Here is an 18494-nt window from a genome sequence, read left to right on the forward strand (position 1 = left end):
GCACCAAAGGCCGCATCATACCACGACGCCGTGCCGCCCCAGCGCCCAGCGGACATGCTCGGAAACCGGCATCGACGGGGAGTCGAGCCGGGTTTTCAGCGCCGCGATTACCGCGTCGGACGTCGGTGCATTGCCGAGGCCGATCGCGAGATTCGACAGCCATTTCTCGTAGCCGATTCTATAGATCGGGCTGCCGGCCATCTTTTGCTTGAACTCCTCCTCGCTCCACGCGAACAGCTCGACGAGGCTGACGTCGTCGAGGCCGTGGCGCACCGCGAAGTCGGCCTCGGCGGAATCGATCGCGAAGCGGTTCCACGGACAGACGAGCTGGCAATCGTCGCAGCCGTACACGCGGTTGCCGATCAACGGGCGCAGCTCCTCTGGGATCGCACCCTTCAGTTCGATCGTCAGGTAGGAGATGCAGCGTCGCGCGTCGACCTTGTACGGCGCGACGATGGCGCCGGTAGGGCAGACGTCGAGGCACCGTTTGCAGCGACCGCAGTGGCCTTCCTCGGTCGGCGCATCGGCCGGAAGAGGCAAGTCGGTGAACAGCTCGCCGAGGAAGAACAGCGAGCCCTGCTCGCGGTTGATCAGCAAGGTATGCTTGCCGCGCCAGCCCAGGCCCGCCTGCTGCGCCGCCTCGACCTCCATCACCGGCGCGCTGTCGGTGAAGACCCGATATCCATAGCCGCCGATGGCCGCCTCAACGCGCTCGGCCAACGCTTGCAGCCGGTTGCGCAGCACCTTGTGGTAGTCGCGGCCCAGCGCGTAGCGGGACAGATAGGCGGCGTTGCCATCCCCGAGCACCGCCTCGGCGTCGCGCGCAGCGCCCGGCCAGTAGTTCATGCGCACGCTGATGACGCTCAAGGTGCCGGGCACCAGTTCGTACGGCCGCGCGCGCTTCAGGCCGTGCTGTTCCATATACGCCATCTCGCCGTGGCAGCCCTCGGCCAGCCAGGCTTCGAGGCGCGGCTCGACCCCGTCCGGCAGCGTCGCCGGCCCGATGCGAGCGTCGGCGAAACCCAATTCGCGCGCCCACGCTTTGATTTGCTCCGCCAATTCGCGATAATTTGGCGGGTTTTCGATAGCTTCCTGCATGATATGAATGATAACAGCCTCGAGTCCGGTCACCTCACCGACGAAGCCGCCACGCTGGCCTTGGGCGGCGCGTTCGCCCGCGCCGTCGCGCCGGGCACGGTAATCTATCTCGAAGGCGAGCTGGGCGCCGGCAAGACGACGTTCACGCGCGGCCTGATGCGCGGCCTCGGCCACCAGGGCCGGGTGAAGAGCCCGACCTACACGCTGGTCGAGAGCTACCCGTTGGGTACGCTTACGGTGCACCACTTCGACCTCTACCGCATGGCCGACCCCGAGGAATGGGAAGACGCCGGCTTTCGCGAACTGTTCGACGAGGCGAGCGTCTGTCTGGTCGAGTGGCCGGACAAGGCCGCAGGCCTCGTGCCGCCGCCCGACATCGTGCTGTCGCTCGTCATCGACGGTGACGCCCGCCGCTACCACCTCCACGCAATCACACCGATCGGACACGCATGCCTGAATCGACTTTCGACCCCGCGCGCCGGCGCCTAGTCGGCCTGGCCGCCGCCAGCTGCCTGTTGACGGTCAGCCGCGTCGGCGAGGCCGCCGCCCCGCAGATCGTCGCGGTGCGCGTGTGGCCGTCGTCCACCTACACCCGCGTCACGCTCGAAGCGAGCGAGAGCCTGCGCTTCAAGACGACGACGCTCGCCAACCCGAACCGGCTGGTGATCGATATCGACGGCGTCGAGCTGAACAGCCTGTTGAAGGACCTCGGCGGCCAGGTCGCCGGCGGCGACCCCTTCATCAAGACCGCGCGCGCCGGCCAATTCAACGCCGACACCGTGCGCCTGGTGCTCGACCTGAAGACCGACGTCAAGCCTCAGGTGTTCACGTTGAAACCGGTCGCCGAATACCAGCACCGGCTGGTGGTCGACCTCTACCCGACCCGGTCGCAGGACGACCCGCTGCTGGCTCTGCTCGAGGACTACAACAAGGGCGGCGCCGCCGCCGCGCCTTCCAGGCCGCAGAAGGGCCGCGCCGGCGCCGACCGGCCCATCGTCATCGTGCTCGACCCGGGCCACGGCGGAGAGGACCCCGGTGCGGTCGGCCCGTCCGGCGTGCGCGAAAAGGACGTGGTGCTGAAGATCGCCCGCGAGCTGAAACGGCTGATCGAGCGCGAGCGCAATATGAAGGTCTACCTGACGCGCGACGAGGACGTGTTCATCCCGCTCGGCGTGCGCGTCGCCAAGGCGAGGAGGCTGAACGCCGACCTCTTCGTGTCGATCCACGCCGACGCCTTCATCAGCCCGACCGCGCGCGGCTCGTCGGTGTTCGCGCTGTCGGAAAAGGGGGCGACCAGTACCGCTGCGCGCTACCTCGCGCAGACGCAGAACGACGCCGACCTGATCGGCGGCGTGAAGATCGCCACCCGCGACCGCTACCTCGCGCACACTCTCTTGGACCTCACGCAGACGGCGACGATCAACGACAGCCTCAAGCTCGGCAAGGCGGTGCTCGGCCAGATCGGCGGCCTGAACACGCTGCACAAGAACCAGGTCGAGCAGGCGAGCTTCGCCGTGCTCAAGGCGCCGGACATCCCGTCGATCCTTGTCGAAACGGCCTTCATCAGCCACCCGGACGAGGAAAAGCGCCTGATCGACCCGGCGTTCCAGCAGAAGATGGCCGAGGCCATCCTCGGCGGCGTGAAGCACTACTTCTCGCAGGGCGCGGCACTGGCGCGGCTGTAAGGGCACCACACAAGGCAAACGGCCCCGCATCTTGTCGATGCGGGGCCGTTGAGCTCGGCCAACCTTTAAAACTTCAAGGTTGGCCGAACCTCGGGATTTCAATGGCCGAGCGAGCGGAGGTCTTCTTCGTTCAGCTCGGTCTCTTCGGCGCGCAGCCGGAACGACTCGGTCGCCCAAGCGCCGAGGTCGATCAGCTTGCAGCGCTCGCTGCAGAACGGGCGGTAGCGGCTTTCGGGCGTCCATTCGACGGCCTTGCCGCAGCTCGGGCAATTGACGCTGCGCACGGTAGAAGCTTTCATATCAGAACTTGCAGAAGGTCAGCTCGAAGTCGACGTCGGCGTCGGTCTGGCGCGCGCGCACCTCGCCGGTCACCGCCGACACGAAACGGATGTTGAGCGCGTACTTGTTGGCCGACAGCTCGGGTAGCACGCCGAGGCTCTCGTCGAAGGACACGCGGATCAGCTGCACCACCTTGCCGCCCGACATCTGCTGGAACATGCCCTTGCGCGCGAGGTAATGGTGGGTCTTGCCGCTGTCGCGCAGGAGTTTGAGCAGGATGCGCGCGGCGCCGGCGGTCGGCATCAACGGCGCGGCCCAGCGGTTCAGGTCGGCGCGTCGCTCCTCGGCCGGTTTCAGCTGCCACAGGAAGTAGGACGGCAGGTCGAACTGGCAGGTGCCGCCGGGGATGCCGGCGCGCTGCTTGATCGCCATCAGCCACTCGTTCTCGCGCAGATGCTGGCCGAACTTGCCGGTCAGCTCCAACAGCCGCGACGTGGTCAGCTCGATCTCGTCGAGCAGGCCGTCGAGCGTGTGCTGCTCGATCGCCGGGTTGTCGTGCAGCGGTTCGAGCAGCTGTTTCTGGCGCTCGAGCTCCTGCAAGAGGTCGGCCTTCAGGTCGGCGCGCGACGCCGTCTCCATCAACTCGAACAGCGTCAGCAAGGCGCTGTGGTGCTCGTTGGCATGTTCGCCGTCGACGAAATACGCCAGGCGCCGATACAACTGCTCGAGGCGCAGCAGGCTGCGGGTGCGTTCGTTGACGGGAAACTCGAAACTGATCACAACGACGTCTGCCTGTTGTTGGGGGGGTGGGCCGAAGGTCTATTGTGCTGGCGTTGCCAGCTTCGCAAGATAATAGCGGTGTTTCGCGTCCACTTGAAGCGCCAGACCGGCCAGATCATCATTATTAACAATCACGGCGTCGGCGCGGCGCCGCCGCTCGTCGCGCGGCAACTGCGCGGCCATGATCGCGCGCACCGCGTCGGGCGTCAGACCGCTGCGGGCGACCACGCGCGCCACCTGCGTGGCTTCGTCGGCGTCGACGAGCAAGGTGGTCGCGACGTCGTCAAGGAAGGCCGGCGTCTCGAACAAGAGCGGCACGACGAGGATCGCGTAAGGGCCGGAGAGCTCGGCCAACCTGGCACGGCTCTCGGCGAGGATCATCGGGTGCAGGATGCCCTCCAGCCGCGAGCGCGCCACCGGGTCGGCGAACACCTTGTCGCGCATCGCCGCGCGGTCGAGCGCACCGTCGGCGCGTCGGACCGCCTCGCCGAAAGCCGCGGCCAGCGCCGGCATCGCCGCGCCGCCGGGACCGGTCAGCGCGTGCGCGACGTCGTCGGTGTCGACGACCGGCACGCCGAGATCGGCGAACATTCTCGCGACCGTGCTCTTGCCCGAGCCGACGCCGCCGGTCAGGCCGACGAGTTTAAGCGCCATGCAGATACCAGCCCATGATGGACGGCCCCCAGACGTAGGCGATCCAGCCCGCGGCGGCCAGGTAGGGGCCGAACGGCAAGGGCTGGCCGCGACCATGGCGCGACAGGGCCATCAGCACGATGCCGGCGATCGCGCCGACCAGCGACGACAGCAGGATCACCAGCGGCAGCATCGTCCAGCCCAGCCACGCGCCGAGCGCGGCCAAGAGCTTGAAGTCGCCGAAGCCCATCCCCTCCTTGCCGGTCGCCAGCTTGAACAGCCAGTACACCGACCACAACGACAGATAGCCGCCGATCGCGCCCCACAGCGCGTCGGCCAGCGGCAGCGTGCCGGTGACGAGATGGAAGATGAGGCCGGCCCACAACAGCGGCAAGGTCAGGTTGTCGGGCAAGAGCTGGGTATCGGCGTCGATGAAGGTCAGCGCGACGAGAACCGACGTCAGCAGCAGCCCGCCGGCGAGCGCCGGCCCGGCACCGAAGTGCGCGCCGAGCACGGCGAACAGCGTGGCGGTCAGCAACTCGACCAGCGGGTAGCGCGGACTGATAGACGTGTGGCAGTTGCCGCAACGGCCGCGCAGCGCGAGGTAGCTGATCACCGGCACGTTCTGCAGCGCGGTGATCGCCGAGCCGCAGCCCGGGCACGCCGAGCGCGGCACCATCAGGTTGTAGCGCGGCTTGTCTTCCGGCAGCGGTTGGCCGAGGTATTCGGCGCATTCGGCACGCCAGTCCGCCTCGAGCATCTTCGGCAGACGGTGAATGACCACGTTGAGAAAGCTGCCGACCAGGAGGCCGAACAGCGCGAGCAATACCACCAAGCCAGCCGGTGACCCGGCCCAGAAATCGAACATCGACATCATGCTTAACCCACCACCTGACCCATCTTGAAGATCGGCAGGTACATCGCGATCACCAGGCCGCCGATCAGCACGCCGAGGATGACCATGATCATCGGCTCCAACAGGCTGGACAGCGCGGCGACCGCGTTGTCGACCTCTTCCTCGTAGAAGTCGGCGACCTTGTCGAGCATCGCATCGAGCGAGCCCGATTCCTCGCCGATCGCCGTCATCTGCAGCGCCATGTTCGGGAACAGGTTGGTGCGCAGCATCGAATCCTTGAGGCTGGAGCCGGCGCTGACGTCGGCCTGGATGCGACGCGTCGCGTCCGAATACACCTGGTTGCCCGACGCGCCGGCGACCGAGTCGAGCGCCTCGACCAGCGGCACGCCGGCGGCGAACAGCGTCGACAAGGTGCGCGACCAGCGCGCGATGGTCGCCTTGCGCACCACGTCGCCGAGCACCGGCACCTTGAGCACGATGCGATCGAGCCTCTCCTGCATGCGCGGCGAGCGCTTCACCGCGTACAGCGTGCCGAAGATCGCGCCGCCGATCGCGCCGAAGATCAGCCACCAGTAGCTGACGAAGAAGTCGGACAGCCAGATCACGATCTGCGTCGGCGCGGGCAGTTCGGCGCCGAAGCTCGAGAACAGATCCTTGAACGCCGGGATCACGTACAACATGATGACGGTGGTGATCACGAACGCGGTCGCGATGATCGCCGACGGGTAGATCATCGCCGACTTGATCTTGCCCTTGATCGCCATCACCTTTTCTTTATACGTGGCGAGCTTTTCGAGCAAGGAATCGAGCACGCCGCCGGTCTCGCCGGCGGCGATGATGCTGCAGAACAGTTTATCGAAGTACAGCGGACGCCGGCGGAACGCGTCGGCCAGGCTCATGCCGGTCTCGACGTCGGCGCGCACCTCGAGCAGCATCTTCGTCACCGCCGGATTGCCGTGCCCCTTGGCCGAGATGTCGAACGCCTGCAGCAGCGGCACGCCGGCCTTCATCATCGTCGCGAGCTGACGCGTGAACAGCGTGATGTCCTTCTCGCTGATGCGACGGCCGAAACCGGCGCGGCGCTTGGTCACCTTGGTGACGGCGATGCCCTGCCGGCGCAACTGGGTCTTGGCCACTGCCTCCGACTCCGCACGCACCTCGCCGCGGATCACCTTGCCGGCCCTGTCCTTGCCTTCCCACTGCCAGACGTAGCCGGGGCTGGGCTTCTTGTTTACCGTGGCCATACGCTCTCAAGACTTCCTTATTGTTTTCATTCGTTGGTCACCGCCTCGACCTCGGCCAAGGAGGTGATGCCGCGCTTGACCTTGATCAGGCCGGAGTGCCTGAGGTCGATCATGCCCTCCAGGAGGGCCTGGTCGGCGATATCGATCGCCGTGCCGTTCTTCATGATCAGGCGCGTGATCGCGTCGGAAATCGGCATCACTTCGTAGATGCCGGTGCGGCCCTTGTAGCCGGAGCCGCGACACTCGTCGCAGCCGACCGGCGCGTAAGGCTGCCAGCTGCCGTCGAGCTCTTCCTCGGCAAAGCCCGCGGCCAGCAGCGCTTCTTTCGGGATATCGACCGGCTTCTTGCAATGGTTGCAGAGGCGCCGTGCGAGGCGCTGCGCCATGATCAGCAGCACCGAGCTGGCGACGTTGAACGGCGCGACGCCCATGTTCAGCAAACGCGTCAGCGTCGACGGCGCGTCGTTGGTGTGCAGGGTCGAGAACACCATGTGGCCGGTCTGCGCGGCCTTGATCGCGATGTCGGCGGTCTCGTAGTCGCGGATCTCGCCGACCATCAGCACGTCCGGATCCTGACGCAGGAAGGCGCGCAGCGCCGACGCGAAGGTCAGCCCCGCCTTCTCGTTGACGTTGACCTGGTTGATGCCCGCCAGGTTGATCTCGACCGGGTCCTCCGCGGTCGAGATATTGCGGTCGGGCTGGTTGAGAAGATTCAGGAAGGTATAGAGCGACACGGTCTTGCCGCTGCCGGTCGGGCCGGTCACCAGCACCATGCCGTAAGGCCGGGCGACCGCGGCCATGATCGCCTGCTTCTGCTCGGGCTCGAAGCCGAGCTGTTCGATGTCGAGCGAGGCGGCCGACTGGTCGAGAATACGCAGCACGATTTTTTCGCCGTACAGCGTCGGCAGCGTGCTGACGCGAAAGTCGACCGTGCGGTGCTTGTCGATCGACAGTTTGATCCGGCCGTCCTGCGGGACGCGCTTTTCGGAAATATCGAGCCGCGACATCACCTTGATGCGACTGGCGAGCTTGTCTTTCAGCACCTGAGGCGGGCGCACCACCTCGCGCAACTCGCCGTCGACCCGGTAGCGGATGCGGTAGAACTTCTCATACGGCTCGAAATGGATGTCCGACGCGCCGCCGCGGATACCGTCGAGCAGGATTTTCTGGATGAATTTGACCACCGGCGCGTCGTCGACGTCGGGCTGATGACCGACGGCGTCGGGGTCGACCACCTCGATGGCGCCGTCGAGCACGTTCAGATCGTCGCGGGTGAAATCGTTGATCGCTTCGGCGACATTCTCGCGCATCCGCCCGATCAGCTTCGTCAGCTGCTCGTCCTCGACCACCACCACTTCGACGGCCAGGCCGGTCTTGAACGTGATCGCGTGAAAGGCCGAGGTCTGCGTCGGGTCGGACGTGCCGACGAACAGCTTGTTGCCGCGCTTGTAGAGCGGCACTAGCCGCCTGCTCGGCAGCAAAGCCTCGTCGACCACGTTCTTGGGCAGCACCGACGGATTGACCGCCGTGATGTCGAACAGGGGAACGCCGAAGGTGCGCGCGGCAAACATCGCCACGTCGCGCGACGCCATTTTCCGGCTCAGCACCAGCTGCTCGACGAAGCCGATATGGGCGCTCGAAGCCTGCTGCTGGATCGCCTCGGCGTCCTGCAGCAGCAGCAAATTGTTCTGTACCAGGGCACGGCCGAGACCGGAGATACCCGCGCTAGCTTCCATGGCGACCCTTAACGGACGGAGCGAAAATCGACGCGCTAATGATAATGTGATTATGACAACTTGGCATCAGCGATCTGGGTTCCCGCGCGAGTCCGGCCGTGAAATAAAAAAAGGCTGCCGAAGCAGCCTTTTTCGAGATCGCGGGTTCGATTAGAACTGGTGGATCATTTGCACGCCTGCAGCGCGCTGGTCCGGCTCGCCGTAGTTCTTGTCGTTGTCCAGCTTGCCGAAGGACACGCCGGCGGTGGTGCGCTTGGACAGCGCGTAGTCCACGCCCACGATCCACTGGTCGTAGCCGGTATCCGGGGCGCTCACGCCTGCGGATTTCGTGTCCCAGCCCTTGCCGTAGGAGAACTTCGGCGTGAAGGCGCCGACGGCGTAGGTCGCGGTCACAGCAGCCTGACGGTCCTTGATCTTGCTGCCATCAACTTCTTTGTCATTATTCTGCGAGTAGGCGCCGACCAGGCCGAGGCCGAAGTCGAAGTTGTAGCCGACTTCCGCGCGCTGGTAGCGGGTGTTATCCAGATCGTTGGCAGCACCGTTCCGGAAGTCCGCACGGGCGAACACATACTTGGCGGTCAGGCCGCCGGCGGTGTAGCCCAGGCCGACGATGTTCACGCGGCGGTTATCCGAATCGCCAACGATGGTCGAGTTCCTAGCCTCGTTCACGCCGTGCTGCAGCGAGAAGTCGAAGCCGCCGAAGTTCGGGCTGTCGTAGCGGACCGAGTTCTTCAGGCGGGTATCCAGCGGCGAGCGGTTGTTGCCGATCTCCAGCTGCAGCGCAGCGGCTTCGCTCTCCCACGGGTTCACGATGGCCATGTCGCTGTCGGCGTAGTCGGACACGTTGCCCAGACGCACCTTACCGAAGCCGCCCTGCAGGCCGATGAAGGTGTTGCGCGAACCGAAGGTGTTGCGAGTGGTATCGTCGCCGGTCAGGCTGGCGCGGGACTGAATCTGCCAGATGGCCTTCAGGCCGTTGCCCAGGTCTTCGTTGCCCTTGAAGCCGATGCGCGAACCGAAGTCGGCGACGTTGTTGACGGAGCTCGAGCCCTTGTCTTTCACGTTCTCGAAGCCGGCCTTCAGGGTGCCGAAGATGGTCACGTCGGCCATAGCCGCAGCCGGCAGAGCGGCCAGCACCAGAGCGATCAGCTTTTTATTCATCGCCATTTCCTTTTCGAAGTCAGTCTAAATGTTACCCGCTTGGGCAATGCGGTTTGCATTACTGCAGGCTTTTCTTCACCGCCAGCGAATGCCGGGCCGGTTTCTGGAGGCACTATAAATCGGGCGTTGTGAAAATACAAAAACGTCACTCCCTCGCCACCGCCCATTGTGGCCGCCGCCCCAAAAACAGGAAGTAAGCAATTGATTTTCATATAAAAACAAAAAAACAACACCGGTTGCATATTTGCAACACCAGTGCGTACCTTCACCTGAACTGTTGCAAAAAAACACTATTTTTAGCCGACAGCACGGCGTAGCGCCCCCTTCTTCCACCGCTTTGTCTAGTACAAAATCACACCGTGAAGAAAGGCTTCATGACCTCGCCCGACTACAGCCGTCGACGCGTGCCGACGCCGTCCGGCAGGCACGATTCTCAGCGCCGGAAGACCGCGCGCAAAAAAGCCACCCGCTCGGGGTGGCTTTTTTTTGTGATCGCGTACGCTTACGGCTTCGGCGCAGGCTCTGCCGGCTTGGCCTTGCCGTCGGCTGGCTTGGCTGCCGGTTTGGTCTTACCGTCCGCCGGTTTGGCGCCGGTCACCGCTTTGGTGGTGGCAGGCTTGGCGTCGGTCGCCGGTTTGGCCGCAGTGGCCGGCTTACCGGCCGGCTTGGCCGGGAGGGTCGTCTGGCCGCTGGTCGAAATATCCTTGCGCAGCTTCTCCAGCGTCTTGTCGCCGATGCCCGGCACGTTTTTCAGGTCGTCGACCGTCTTGAACGGGCCGTTCTTGGTGCGGTAGTCGAGGATGGCCTTGGCCTTGGCCGGGCCGATGCCGTTCAGCGCTTCGAGCTCTTGCTGATTGGCGGTGTTCAGGTTGACCGCCGCGAAGGCGATGTTGAAGAAGAACAGACTCAGTACAACGGCCAGCAGTTTTTTCATGACAGCACGCTCCCTTGGGTTGTGTGAATGCGCAGGCGCATCCTCACTATGACATAGGGCTAAATCCTGTGCAAAATCAATTCCAGAACCACTTTGCTGCCGATATACGCAAACAGCAGCAAGGCGAAACTCGCCAGCGTCCAGCGTATCGCGAGCCTACCGCGCCAGCCGTAGCGGCGACGACCGATCAACAGCCCGCCGAACAACAGCCACGACAGCACACCGAACACCGTCTTGTGGTTGAACGTGACCGGCACGCCGAACAGTTGCTCGGAGAAAAGCACGCCGCTCGCCAGCGTCAGCGTCAAGAGCACGAAACCCCAGCCTATCGCCTGGAACATCAATTGCTCCAGGCTCAACAGCGGCGGCAGGTTGCGCATCAGCGGCGAGCGCTGCTTCTGGTGCAAGGCGCGTTCCAGCACCAGCATCAACAGCGCCAGCAAGGCACCGATCGCCAACAGGCTGTACGCCAGCATCGACACGATCAGGTGCAGCGCGAAGTCGGGCGTATTCAGATGGTAGGGAATCGGCCGGCCAGGCAACAGCAGCGTCAACAGCACCGCCAGCGCGGCAAACGGCAGGATGAATAGCGGCAGCCCGTCGAGCTTGTAGAAGAAGCTGCCGGTCCAGTAGATGACGAGCATCAGCCACATCACCATCGACAGCGCCTGGCCGACGCCGAGCACCGCCGGTCCGGCATGCGACCACGGGACGAACAGCAACCAGGCGTGGACCAGCAACAAGCCGCCGAGCAGCGCCTGCTCGACACGCGGCCGGCGCGGCCAGGTCGCCACGCCGCGCCAGCGGCCGAAGTCGTGCCAGGAAAGGCCGGCATAGGCGGCGATCAGCAACAGAGAAAGTAAAAACGGGTATCCAGTCATCGGGGCAACGGCCCAACCGGACGCAGCGCCGGTGGCTCGTGTAAAATGTCAGCTTCGAAAAGGATACACCAACCTCGTCGCACGTTGGCATACCGAAGGACCCACCATGCTAGACAACCTGACCTCGCGCCTCTCCGGCGTGATCAAAAACCTGAAGGGCCAGGCACGCCTCTCCGAATCGAACATCCAGGACGCGATGCGCGAAGTGCGCATGGCGCTGTTGGAGGCCGACGTCGCGCTGCCGGTGGTGAAGACCTTCGTCGCCCACGTGAAAGAGCGCGCGCTCGGCCAGGAAGTGATCGGCAGCCTGACGCCGGGCCAGGCACTGGTCGGCGTCGTCAACGACGAGCTTGTCAAGCTGATGGGCGCAACCTGCGACTCGCTCAACCTCGCCGCGGTGCCGCCGGCGATCGTGCTGATGGCCGGCCTGCAGGGCGCGGGCAAGACGACCACCGTCGGCAAGCTCGCCAAGCATCTTAAGGAACAGCACAAGAAGAAGGTGCTGGTGGTGTCGGCCGACGTCTACCGTCCGGCCGCCATCGAGCAACTGAAACTGTTGGCCGAGCAGGTCGGCGTAGAGTGGTTCCCGTCTGCCGGCGATGAGAAGCCCGAGGCGATCGCGCGCGCCGCCATCGACCATGCCAAACGCCACTTCTTCGACGTGCTGCTGGTCGACACCGCCGGTCGCCTCGCGATCGACGAGGCGATGATGGCCGAGATCAAGGAACTGCACGCCGCGCTGAACCCGATCGAGACGCTGTTCGTCGTCGACGCGATGCAGGGCCAGGACGCGGTCAACACCGCGCAGGCGTTCAACGAGACGCTGCCCTTGACCGGCGTGATCCTGACCAAGATGGACGGCGACGCGCGCGGCGGCGCGGCGCTGTCGGTGCGCCACGTCACCGGCAAGCCGATCAAGTTCATCGGCGTCGGCGAGAAACTGACCGGCCTCGAGCCGTTCTACCCGGACCGGATCGCCAGCCGCATCCTCGGCATGGGCGACGTGCTCTCGCTGATCGAGGACGTGCAGAAGGGCATCGACCAGGAAGAAGCGGCCAAGATGGCCAAGAAGCTGAAGTCCGGCAAGGGCTTCGACCTCGAGGACTTCAAGGCGCAGATCCAGCAGATGAAGAAGATGGGCGGCATGGCCAGCCTGATGGAAAAGATGCCGGGCCAGATCGGCCAGATGGCCAAGGGCGTGCAGGGCGCCGAGGCCGACAAGGCCACCCGTCGTATCGAGGGCATCATCAACTCGATGACGATGGCGGAACGCCGCAAGCCCGAACTCTTGAAGGCCAGCCGCAAGCGCCGCATCGCCGCCGGCTCGGGCGTGACGGTGCAGGAAGTGAACAAGCTCTTGAACCAGTTCGAGCAGACGCAAAAGATGATGAAGCAGTTCTCGTCCAAGGGCGGGATGATGAAGCTGATGCGCGGCATGAAGGGCGGACTGCCCGGCATGTAAAGCGGGCGGGCGTGCCAATCGTCGGGCGGGGCTCGGCCAACCTTGCAAAGCAGAACGGCAACACGAAGGAAGATCATGCAGTACGACGCCGTGGTCCTCACCGAGGGCCGCTACCTCGCCGCCGACGAGACTTGCTGGTACACGCGCCAGATCCACCACGAGGACAATCTCGTCGCCGACGCGCTGCGCCGCCGGGGCTTCAAGGTCGCAAGACTCGACTGGGCCGACCCCGAATTCGACTGGTCTGAGACGCGCTCGGCTGTGTTCCGCACCACCTGGGACTACTTCCACCGCTTCGCCGAGTTCGCGCCGTGGCTGGCCAAAGTGGGCCAAGCCACGCGGCTCTTCAACGAGGCGGCGCTGATCCACTGGAACCTCGACAAGCACTACCTCGGCCAACTCGCCGAGGCCGGGATCAATATCGTCCCGACTCGCTTCATCGAGGTCGGCGACGCACGAACGTTGGCCGAGGCCATCGCCGATAGTGGCTGGACCGATGTCATCCTGAAACCGGCGATCTCGGGCGGCGCGCGCCATACCTACCGGCTGAAACCGGAAGACACCACAGCACACGAAGCCACGTTTGCCGAGCTTGTCGCCGCCGAGGCGCTGATGCTGCAACCGTTCCAGCGCAACATCACCGGTGAGGGCGAGCTGTCGCTGATGGTGATCGACGGCCACGTCACGCACGCGATCCGCAAGACCGCAAAGGCCGGCGACTTCCGCGTGCAGGACGACTGGGGCGGCATGGTGCACCCGCATGAGCCCGACGCGGAAGAGATCGCCTTCGCCGAGGCCGCGGTCGCCGCGGTGCCGTTCGACGTGCTGTACGCGCGCGTCGACGCGGTCCGCGACAACGACGGACGCCTCGCGCTGATGGAACTGGAAATGGTCGAACCCGAGCTGTTCTTCCGCTTCCACCCCGAAGCTGCCGATACCTTGGCCGAGGGCCTCGCGCGGCGCCTGGCCGCCTTAAGCGACTGAAATCAAGGGTTATACGGCATGGCGCGCGGCGCGCGCCGGTGCCATCATTACGGGTTTCGCGGCAGCCTCATCTTGCCCGGACCGCATGCCGGCCTCCCGCCGGCGCCAACGAAAGCAGGAATAGCATGAACCAGACCCCGCTCCTCGCCCTCTCCCCGCTCGACGGCCGTTACGCCGGCCAGGTTGATCCGCTGCGCGGCTTGTTCTCCGAATACGGCCTGATGAAATTCCGCATCAAGGTCGAGCTCGAATGGCTGAAGATGCTGGCCGCCGAGCCGGGCATCGAGGAAGTGAAGCCGTTCTCCGAGTCGACGATCCGCGAGATCGACGACCTGATCGCCGAATTCAGCCTCGAACACGCCGAGGCGATCAAGGCGATCGAGGCGCGCACCAACCACGACGTGAAGGCGATCGAGTACTGGCTGAAAGAGCGGCTGTCGGACAACCCGGAAGTGGTCGCCGCCAGCGAGTTCATCCACTTCGCGTGCACGTCGGAAGACATCAACAACCTCAGCCACGCGCTGATGCTGAAGACCGCGCGCAACACCGTGATGCTGCCGGCGCTCGACGAACTGATCGGCCGCTACACCGAGCTCGCGCATGACCTCGCCGCGCTGCCGATGATGAGCCGCACGCACGGCCAGCCGGCGACGCCGAGCACCCTGGGCAAGGAGATGGCCAACGTCGTCTACCGCCTGAAGCGCCAGCGCGAACAGCTGGTCAAGCAGGAACTGTTGGGCAAGATCAACGGCGCGGTCGGCAACTACAACGCCCACCTCGCCGCCTACCCGCTGGTCGACTGGGAAAGCCTCGCTGAGCGTTTCGTGTCGGGCCTCGGCCTCACCTTCAACCCGTACACGATCCAGATCGAACCGCACGACTACATGGCCGAGCTGTTCCAGATCCAGACGCGCGTGAACACCATCCTGATCGACGCCAACCGCGACATCTGGGGCTACATCTCGCTCGGCTACTTCAAGCAGAAGGTCAAGGCCGGCGAAGTCGGCAGCTCGACCATGCCGCACAAGGTCAACCCGATCGACTTCGAGAACTCGGAAGGCAACCTCGGCATCGCCAACGCACTGTTGTCGCACCTGGCCGAGAAGCTGCCGCTGTCGCGCTGGCAGCGCGACCTGACCGACTCGACCGTGCTGCGCAATATGGGCGTCGCCTTCGGCTACAGCCTGCTCGGCTACAAGTCCTGCCAGCGCGGCCTCTCCAAGCTCGAAGCCAACCCCGCCGCGCTGAAGGCCGACCTCGACGCGACCTGGGAGCTGTTGGCCGAGCCGATTCAGACCGTGATGCGCCGCTACGGCATCGCCAACCCGTACGAGCAGCTCAAGGAGCTGACGCGCGGCAAAGACGGCATCAGCCGCGACGCGCTGGCCGCCTTCATCAAGACGCTCGAGATCCCCGAAGCGGAAAAAGAGCGCCTCTTGACGCTGTCGCCGGACAGCTACCTCGGCAAGGCCGAAGAGCTCGCGCGCCGCATCTGAGCGCGTTTCGCCCCACAAAAAAGCGCCTGCTCATGCAGGCGCTTTTTTTGGGCCCGATGAAACGGGCCAACGGGCCTAAGCCGAAAAAAGGCATGAAAAAACCCGCGCTGTCTTGGCGACAGCGCGGGTTTTTCTGTATTTGGTTGCGGGGGCAGGATTTGAACCTACGACCTTCGGGTTATGAGCCCGACGAGCTACCAGACTGCTCCACCCCGCGTCAGAGAAGACAAAATATACGGCAAGGATCGCTTACCGTCAAGAACTATCTCAAACCGTCCAGTCGACCCAGCCGAACTTCCATGACAGCAGGATGAACAGGCCGAACACGATGCGGTACCACGCGAACGGCACGTAGTTGTGGCCGGACACGAAGCGGATCAGGCCGCGCACCGCGACGAAGGCGCTGAGGAAGGCCGCGACGAAGCCGACGCCGATCACCGAGAGGTTGGCCGAGCCGAACAGTTCGTGGTGCTTGTAGACGTCGTAGAAGGTCGCCGCGAACATCACCGGCACCGCGAGGAAGAACGAGAACTCGGTCGCCGCCTGGCGCGACAGGCCGAAGGCGATGCCGCCGATGATGGTCGACCCCGAACGCGACGTCCCCGGGATCAGCGCCAGCATCTGCGCGAGGCCGACCTTCAGCGCGTCCAGCGGACGCATCTCGTCGACCGAGCGCACGCGCACATGGTTGTCGCGCCGCTCCACCCACAGAATGACCAGACCGCCGACGACCAGCGCGGTCGCGACGCTGACCGCGTTGAATAGGTGCGCCTTGATCGGCTTGATGAACAGCGCTCCCATGATCGCCGCCGGCAGGAAGGCGATGAAAAGGTTCAGCACGAAGCGGTTGGCCAGGCGGTCGCGCCCGAGGCCGCGCGCCACGCCGATGAAGCGCGCGCGGTATTCCCACACGATGGCGAGAATGGCGCCCAGCTGGATCACCACCTCGAACACCTTGCCGTCGTTCTGGAAGTTGATCAGGTCGCCGATCACGATCAGGTGGCCGGTACTGGAAATCGGCAGGAACTCGGTCAGGCCTTCGACAAAGCCAAGAAGCAGCGCCTTGGCCAACATCAGAATATCCACGTGTAATTCTCGGTCGGATTCGAAATAAAGAAAGGCAGCCTATGCTGCCCCTGGCAGGATCAAACCGGTCTTACCGGCTTACTTTTTCCGTTCCTGGCGCGCCTTGGCGACGAGCTCGTCGACGACCTGCATCAGACGGGCCGGCTCGGCCGGCAGCGTCGCGTACTTGCCGGCGACAACGATGGTCGGCGTGCCCTCGATCGCATAGTCACGCGTCATTTTGCTTGCACGCTTCACTTGAGCGTTGATGCCGAAAGACTTGTAGGTCTGCATGAACTTGCCCGCATCGGCACCCGCTTGCTGCTTGATCCAGCCGGACAGCACCGCCTCGTCGCCGAGGTTGGTCTTCTGCTTCAGCACCGCCTCGAAGGCCGGCTGGTGCAGCTTGCCGAGCAGGCCGCTGACGTTCAGCGTCGAGTAAAGGCGCGCGAAGCCTTCCATGCTCTGGCCCCAGACGATCTGCTCACGGCGGAAATCCACGTCGGCCGGGCGCTTCTTCTCCCACGCCGAGAGCGTCGGCTCGAGGTGGTAGCAATGGATGCAGGTGTAGGAGAAGAACTCGATCACTTCGACCTTTTTCGGGTTGGCGACCGGCTGCGGCTTGGCGAGCACGGTGTAGTCCTTACCCAGGGTGATTGCCGCCTGCGCGAACGAAGTGGCGCACAGCAACGCCACGAGCGCGAGTTTCTTCATCAAATCTTCTCCGCGATTGGGTAAATCACGCCGCCAGCCGGCGGCGCTTTCGATTAATTGTCGACCTTGACGACGGCGGTATCGATGCCGTCCTGTTTGAGCTGGGAACGGACGCGCTCGAGGTCTTCGGGGCGGCTGAACGGACCGACGCGCACACGGTGCACGAGCCCCTTGTCCGGCACATTGACCGACTGGATCTTTGCCTCGACGCCGAGCAGCGCCAGCTTGGCCTTCAGGTTGTCAGCCTCCGTCTCGTGCTGGAAGGCCCCTGCCTGCAGGTAGGACTTTTTGGCCGCGGCCGGCGCCGAAGGTTCCTTGCCATTTTTCCCGCCCTCGCCCGGCACGGCGTCGAGCTGGCCCGGCAAGATCTTGTAGAAGTCGAACTGCGGCTCTTCCTCTTTCGGCGCGGCCGGCTGCTTCGGTGTTTCGGCCTTGGCGACAGGCTGCGGCGCGGTGGCGGGCGCCTGCGTGGCGGCCGGCGCGGGCACGGCGCTAGGCTGGGAAGCGGTCTCCGGGATGGCCTCGGCGATCCGCGTGCCCGGCGCGAGGATTTCGGGCTTGTCGTCCGCGCCCGCGGCCTCTTCGCGCTGGTTCTTTTCCAGGTTGCTGAACGGCGTCGACACCCGGTTGAAATACATCACCGCGCCGACGACCACGGCGACGCCGATAATGAGGCCGATCAGCAGACCGGCGAGGATGCCGCCCCCTCCTTTGCTGGAAGCGGCCTTGCCACGGGGACGCGAAGACGACGAGCGGGAGGTGTTCTTGAAATCGCGATTGCTCATGCAACCTTTACCAAACAATGTTTCATCGATATGCCCGCCCTAGTCGTTGACCAGGGCGCGGCGCAACTGGATCGCCTGCAATACATGGGCCCGGCCAACGTTGGCCGAGCCTTCGAGGTCGGCCACGGTACGGGCGACCCGCCACACGCGGTGAAAACTTCTGACCGACAGACCGAGTTTTTCGCTCGCCCTGGTGAGCGTCGCGAGCGCTTCGGGTTCGGCCTGGCTCGATTTTTCGAGCTCGCTGCCGCCGAGCCAGGCGTTCGGCTTGCCCTGACGCGCCAATTGTCGCTCGCGTGCCGCCTCGACCCGTTCGCGAACCACCGCACTCGTTTCACCGCTCGACGCGGCCTGCAACTCCTGCGGCGCGAGGCTGGGCACTTCGACCGCGAGGTCGATGCGGTCGAGCAAAGGCCCGGAGATTCTACCGCGATAGCGGCCAAGCTGCTCGGGCGTGCAACGGCAACGTCCGGACGGATGACCGTAAAACCCGCACGGGCAAGGGTTCATCGCCGCGACCAGCTGGAAACGCGCCGGATAGGTCGCCTGACGCGCCGCGCGCGAGATATGGATCTGGCCGTTTTCCAACGGCTCGCGCAGCACTTCGAGCACCTTCCTGTCGAACTCGGGGAGTTCGTCGAGGAAGAGGACGCCGTGGTGCGCGAGGCTGATTTCGCCGGGGCGCGGGTCGGAGTGTAAAA

The 18494-nt window shown here is 64.6% G+C and carries 19 protein-coding genes, 1 tRNA gene and 1 pseudogene; 5 read left to right on the plus strand and 16 right to left on the minus strand.

From position 1 onward, the window contains the following. Nucleotides 1-15 precede the first annotated feature (15 nt). The gene (gene queG / locus DWG20_RS02520; protein ID WP_115432280.1) at nt 16-1098 is read right to left on the minus strand and encodes a tRNA epoxyqueuosine(34) reductase QueG; all 1083 of its coding nucleotides are present in this window, start codon (nt 1096-1098) and stop codon (nt 16-18) included. Nucleotides 1099-1101: 3 nt separating this feature from the next. Between queG and tsaE the strand changes: the two genes are divergently transcribed. Then, nucleotides 1102-1587, plus strand: coding sequence for a tRNA (adenosine(37)-N6)-threonylcarbamoyltransferase complex ATPase subunit type 1 TsaE (tsaE, locus tag DWG20_RS02525; protein ID WP_115432282.1), 486 nt, complete (start codon nt 1102-1104; stop codon nt 1585-1587). After that, entirely contained in the window at nt 1548-2783 is a 1236-nt protein-coding gene (locus DWG20_RS02530) for an N-acetylmuramoyl-L-alanine amidase (RefSeq protein WP_115432283.1), read from the plus strand. The genes tsaE and DWG20_RS02530 overlap by 40 nt, the downstream gene beginning before the upstream one ends. A gap of 98 nt (nt 2784-2881) precedes the next feature. Here DWG20_RS02530 and yacG read toward each other — a convergent pair whose 3' ends face one another. The 10 genes from yacG to DWG20_RS02575 form a co-directional block, all read right to left on the minus strand. Next, entirely contained in the window at nt 2882-3082 is a 201-nt protein-coding gene (gene yacG / locus DWG20_RS02535) for a DNA gyrase inhibitor YacG (protein ID WP_115432285.1), read from the minus strand. A 1-nt stretch (nt 3083) separates the two neighbouring features. Next, nucleotides 3084-3842, minus strand: a complete 759-nt coding sequence (zapD, locus tag DWG20_RS02540; protein ID WP_115432287.1) for a cell division protein ZapD — start codon at nt 3840-3842, stop codon at nt 3084-3086. A 39-nt stretch (nt 3843-3881) separates the two neighbouring features. After that, nucleotides 3882-4496: a dephospho-CoA kinase gene (gene coaE / locus DWG20_RS02545; RefSeq protein WP_115432289.1), complete on the minus strand. Its 615-nt coding sequence runs from the start codon at nt 4494-4496 to the stop codon at nt 3882-3884. After that, the gene (locus DWG20_RS02550; protein ID WP_281269937.1) at nt 4486-5352 is read right to left on the minus strand and encodes a prepilin peptidase; all 867 of its coding nucleotides are present in this window, start codon (nt 5350-5352) and stop codon (nt 4486-4488) included. The genes coaE and DWG20_RS02550 overlap by 11 nt, the downstream gene beginning before the upstream one ends. Nucleotides 5353-5354: 2 nt before the next feature. Beyond that, nucleotides 5355-6575 carry a type II secretion system F family protein gene (locus tag DWG20_RS02555; RefSeq protein WP_115432290.1) on the minus strand — a complete coding sequence of 407 codons (1221 nt, stop codon included), beginning with the start codon at nt 6573-6575 and terminating at the stop codon, nt 5355-5357. A gap of 26 nt (nt 6576-6601) precedes the next feature. Continuing rightward, complete coding sequence (gene pilB, locus DWG20_RS02560; protein ID WP_115432292.1) at nt 6602-8311, minus strand: type IV-A pilus assembly ATPase PilB; 1710 nt, start codon at nt 8309-8311, stop codon at nt 6602-6604. 150 nt (nt 8312-8461) lie between these two features. Further along, nucleotides 8462-9472 (minus strand): porin, encoded by a 1011-nt coding sequence (locus tag DWG20_RS02565; RefSeq protein ID WP_181880957.1) that lies wholly within the window; start codon nt 9470-9472, stop codon nt 8462-8464. Beyond that, nucleotides 9469-9741, minus strand: a complete 273-nt coding sequence (locus tag DWG20_RS15870) for a hypothetical protein (RefSeq protein ID WP_147289901.1) — start codon at nt 9739-9741, stop codon at nt 9469-9471. Before DWG20_RS15870 ends, DWG20_RS02565 begins: the two co-directional genes overlap by 4 nt. A gap of 233 nt (nt 9742-9974) precedes the next feature. Continuing rightward, on the minus strand, nt 9975-10406 hold the full coding sequence (locus DWG20_RS02570) for a ComEA family DNA-binding protein (protein ID WP_115432296.1): 432 nt from the start codon (nt 10404-10406) through the stop codon (nt 9975-9977). Nucleotides 10407-10465: 59 nt separating this feature from the next. Continuing rightward, nucleotides 10466-11287: a cytochrome C assembly family protein gene (locus DWG20_RS02575; RefSeq protein WP_115432297.1), complete on the minus strand. Its 822-nt coding sequence runs from the start codon at nt 11285-11287 to the stop codon at nt 10466-10468. A 106-nt stretch (nt 11288-11393) separates the two neighbouring features. On the opposite strand from DWG20_RS02575, the gene ffh reads away from it, so the two are divergent. The 3 genes from ffh (at nt 11394) to purB (ending at nt 15229) form a co-directional block, all read left to right on the plus strand. After that, nucleotides 11394-12749: a signal recognition particle protein gene (ffh, locus tag DWG20_RS02580; protein WP_115432299.1), complete on the plus strand. Its 1356-nt coding sequence runs from the start codon at nt 11394-11396 to the stop codon at nt 12747-12749. Nucleotides 12750-12824: 75 nt separating this feature from the next. Continuing rightward, nucleotides 12825-13733 carry an ATP-grasp domain-containing protein gene (locus DWG20_RS02585; RefSeq protein ID WP_115432301.1) on the plus strand — a complete coding sequence of 303 codons (909 nt, stop codon included), beginning with the start codon at nt 12825-12827 and terminating at the stop codon, nt 13731-13733. 125 nt (nt 13734-13858) lie between these two features. Next, nucleotides 13859-15229: an adenylosuccinate lyase gene (purB, locus tag DWG20_RS02590; RefSeq protein ID WP_115432302.1), complete on the plus strand. Its 1371-nt coding sequence runs from the start codon at nt 13859-13861 to the stop codon at nt 15227-15229. 140 nt (nt 15230-15369) lie between these two features. Here purB and DWG20_RS02595 read toward each other — a convergent pair. The 5 genes and pseudogenes from DWG20_RS02595 to DWG20_RS02615 form a co-directional block, all read right to left on the minus strand. Then, a tRNA-Met gene (locus DWG20_RS02595) sits at nt 15370-15446 on the minus strand. A 50-nt stretch (nt 15447-15496) separates the two neighbouring features. Then, complete coding sequence (locus DWG20_RS02600) at nt 15497-16315, minus strand: undecaprenyl-diphosphate phosphatase (RefSeq protein WP_115432304.1); 819 nt, start codon at nt 16313-16315, stop codon at nt 15497-15499. A 78-nt stretch (nt 16316-16393) separates the two neighbouring features. Then, a complete protein-coding gene (locus tag DWG20_RS02605; protein WP_115432306.1) occupies nt 16394-17008 on the minus strand; it encodes a thiol:disulfide interchange protein DsbA/DsbL in 615 nt (204 codons plus the stop codon). Nucleotides 17009-17061: 53 nt separating this feature from the next. After that, the gene (locus tag DWG20_RS02610) at nt 17062-17793 is read right to left on the minus strand and encodes an SPOR domain-containing protein (protein ID WP_115432308.1); all 732 of its coding nucleotides are present in this window, start codon (nt 17791-17793) and stop codon (nt 17062-17064) included. A gap of 39 nt (nt 17794-17832) precedes the next feature. Continuing rightward, nucleotides 17833-18486, minus strand: a pseudogene (locus tag DWG20_RS02615) (ATP-binding protein); the annotation flags it as partial. Nucleotides 18487-18494: the final 8 nt, after the last annotated feature.

The sequence above is a fragment of the Crenobacter cavernae genome, from assembly GCF_003355495.1.
Classification (GTDB): domain Bacteria; phylum Pseudomonadota; class Gammaproteobacteria; order Burkholderiales; family Chromobacteriaceae; genus Crenobacter; species Crenobacter cavernae.